Origin of the sequence: Methanobrevibacter sp., assembly GCF_015062985.1 — an archaeon.
Taxonomy (GTDB): Archaea; Methanobacteriota; Methanobacteria; order Methanobacteriales; family Methanobacteriaceae; genus Methanocatella.
This window is the reverse complement of the sequence record NZ_SUTI01000043.1, coordinates 1-3,235: the sequence shown is the minus strand read 5'-3', so window position 1 is coordinate 3,235 and position 3,235 is coordinate 1. Positions and strand designations below refer to the sequence as shown.

Annotated in this window: 2 protein-coding genes; both read left to right on the top strand. The window is 32.4% G+C overall.

Annotation, left to right across the window (positions count from 1 at the left end):
• Window positions 1-121 precede the first annotated feature (121 nt).
• Window positions 122-1,807 carry a hypothetical protein gene (locus tag E7Z77_RS09775; protein WP_292753590.1) on the top strand — a complete coding sequence of 562 codons (1,686 nt, stop codon included), beginning with the start codon at window positions 122-124 and terminating at the stop codon, window positions 1,805-1,807.
• A gap of 190 nt (window positions 1,808-1,997) precedes the next feature.
• Window positions 1,998-3,235, top strand: a 1,238-nt coding sequence (locus tag E7Z77_RS09770; protein WP_292753588.1) for a DUF262 domain-containing protein, incomplete at its 3' end; no start/stop codon positions are given.

Sequence of the window (3,235 nt, the reverse complement as noted above, 5' to 3'; positions counted from 1 at the left end):
ACAAAAACTATGTTGCAGGAGCTAACATCGCAGGATTCAAGAAAGTAGTTGACGCAATGAACGCACAAGGAATCGTCTGATACCACCCTACTTTTATAGTAGAAGATATAAATAATACCATATGGTATTAGAAAATTATGATGTAAAGGAAGATGATTTTTTCATCACGCTATGTGATGGTAAAAATCTCTCCATTGCTTCTCAAAAGAAATATGCTAATGCATTAAAAAATTATACTAATTTTAACAAACTTACTTTAGGGCAATTGCTGGATGAAGCAGATAAAGATGAAGATAACAATATCCGTCTTGCTCGAAGAAAAATTCGTAGTCGTTTAATAAATTTTAGAACACATTTAATTAATGATTTAGGTTATAAAGCTTCAACAATCAAAACCAATATGATTTGTGCAAAAGCATTTTATCGTTTTCATGGAATTGAAATTCCAGAGATACCTAATGCTGTATTAACTAAATCACCTAATGATTCAATTGATTTTGATGATTTGCCTACAATTAATGATATAAAAACTGCTATAGAATCAACTAAACTCAACAAACACAAGGCTTTATTTTTATTCGCAGCATGTAATGGGGCTGCCAGAATGGAATTAACTAATTTCACGTTTGGTCAGTTTCTTGAAGGTGTAGCACCTTATTGTAATAAACCAGAAACGCCACAGGATATCATTAATGATTTGGATGGTAAATGTGAGGAATTAGAAGTAATTCCTGTTTTTAAAATGAAAAGACAAAAGACGGACTACTATTATTATGCACCTATAACTCCAGAGTGCACTCAATTCTGTTTAAATTATCTCAAGGCTGAAGGACTAGGTTTGAAACCAGAAGACCCATTTTTTCAATTATCAAAAGATGGCGTTTCAACTGCATTCAAACTAATCAATGAAAAGTTTAACTGGGGTAAAAGAGGTTTGTACGGATTCTTTTCAAGTCATAGGGTAAGAAAATTTAATGCTAGTGCTATTGAAGACACAAACTTCGCAAATTACATACAAGGCCGTAAACCTGATCCTATAAAAGAAACATACTTCAAAAAGGATATCAATCGTGTACGTGATGAATATAAGAAGCACATGCATAAATTCACGCTATATGCGCATTATGATGTTATGATCAATAGTGAAGCTTACAGTCAATTACAAAACCAAATGGCAGATGAAAGAATACAACACGCTAACGAAGTTGCAGATTTAAAACAGCAAATGGAAGATAAAGATATCAAGCATAAAAAAGAAATTGATAATCTTAAATCATCAATGGATACACAATTTGAAGATATGCAAAAACAAATGGAGGATTTGAGAGTAACTCCTTCTAGGAAAACTAAAAGTGATATAGAAAAAGCCATAAACACATATTGTAAAAATAACATAAATGAAGATGATATGCAGAAAGATTATGTAATACGTAACTTTGCTCTAGACCTCGCATTAGAAAACAAGAAAGACTTTGAAAATACTGATGACTACATAGCTCCATTAATCAAAAAAGCAAAAATCAAAATAAGCTTATCGGGTAAAACTTACGAAGAATTATTCAATCAAATCATGGAAAAAAATGATGAAGAATATGTAGGCAATAAGGAAATGACAAATGCAGTAAGGGAAGTAATGAAAACCATGACTAGTAACACGGAGTTAATGGAAATTATCAGTGACGAAAATTATTATGAACTGCAAGACGCAATAGAAACTTACCTTAAAAAATCAGACTATGACATTACAAACTTATCTGATTCAGACAAAACTGAAATAGTCAGTGAAGTGCTAATGGAATTTGTATAATATCTATCAATATAACCGTCACTGCAACCAATTCCTGCTTAAATAGCGAAGGCAATGATTAAGTTGGTCTCAAGGCATAAGCTTAGGGTTGAAAATAACTTAGCAGGTGTATATGCAGCAAGACATTTACGATACAATTTTAAGTTATTGGTTACATACATATTAACAATATTGGTACAAGGTGTTTGTAATGAAAAAAATTGAAGGATCACCAAAAAATTTAAGAGAACTGTTACAGAACACTAAATACTCTATTCATTACTATCAACGGGAGTATATGTGGCAGCGAAAACATATTGAAGAACTTATTGATGACTTAACATCTGAATTTTTGGACTATTATCACGAAGGAGATACTCGTCAAATGGTAAGGGATTATGGTGCTTACTTTATGGGTTCAATAGTCCTTGCAGGTGATGAAAAATCAATCATTGACGGGCAACAAAGATTTTCATCACTCACACTATTATTAATGTACCTAAATAACAGAATCAAAGCAAACGGCCAAACACATTCTTCAATAGAACCAATGATATTCTCAGACCAATTTGGTGAAAAATCTTTTAATATAGACGTGGAAGAACGAGCAGAATGCATGAATGCCATATTCAACGGCCAACCATTCGACACAACCAATGATGGAGAATCTGTCAAAAACCTATATGGAAGATACAATGACATCATGTACATTTTCCCACACGACAAAATACCAGATGACATACTTTTACACTTCTGTGACTGGTTAACAGAAAAAGTATACTTCATAGAAATTGTAGCAACAACAGAACAAGATGCACACAAAATATTTGTAACAATGAATGATCGTGGACTCAGTCTTACATCAACAGAGATGTTAAAAGGTTACTTATTATCTGAAATCAAAGATGATGTCAAACGTGAAAAACTAAACAACATTTGGAAAGATAAGGTATTGCATCTTAAAAAGGATGATGATAATGGCGATGAAACCTTTATCAAAGCTTGGCTTCGTTCACAATATGCAGAAACAATACGTGAAGGTAAAGCAGGAGCTACCAACAAAGACTTTGACATAATAGGGGGATCATTCCACAAATGGGTTCGTGATGAACGATACAAAATCGGCCTTAACAATACTGATGACTATGAATTGTTCATTAAGAAATTTGAAAAATATGCCGATGTCTATATGAGAATAAGGGATGCTGAGGATAATTTTGATGAAGAAACCAAATACATCTATTATAATGCAAGAGTTAACTTCACATTACAACCGCAACTATTATTAGCACCAATATGTTATGAAGATGACTGGGACACAATAATTGAAAAATTAAACCTTACAGCAAGATTCATTGATTTATACATCATTTCAAGATTCACCAACTACAAAACACTTAACTACAGTACAATCAAAAACTTTGTATTCAACATAACTAAAGACATCAG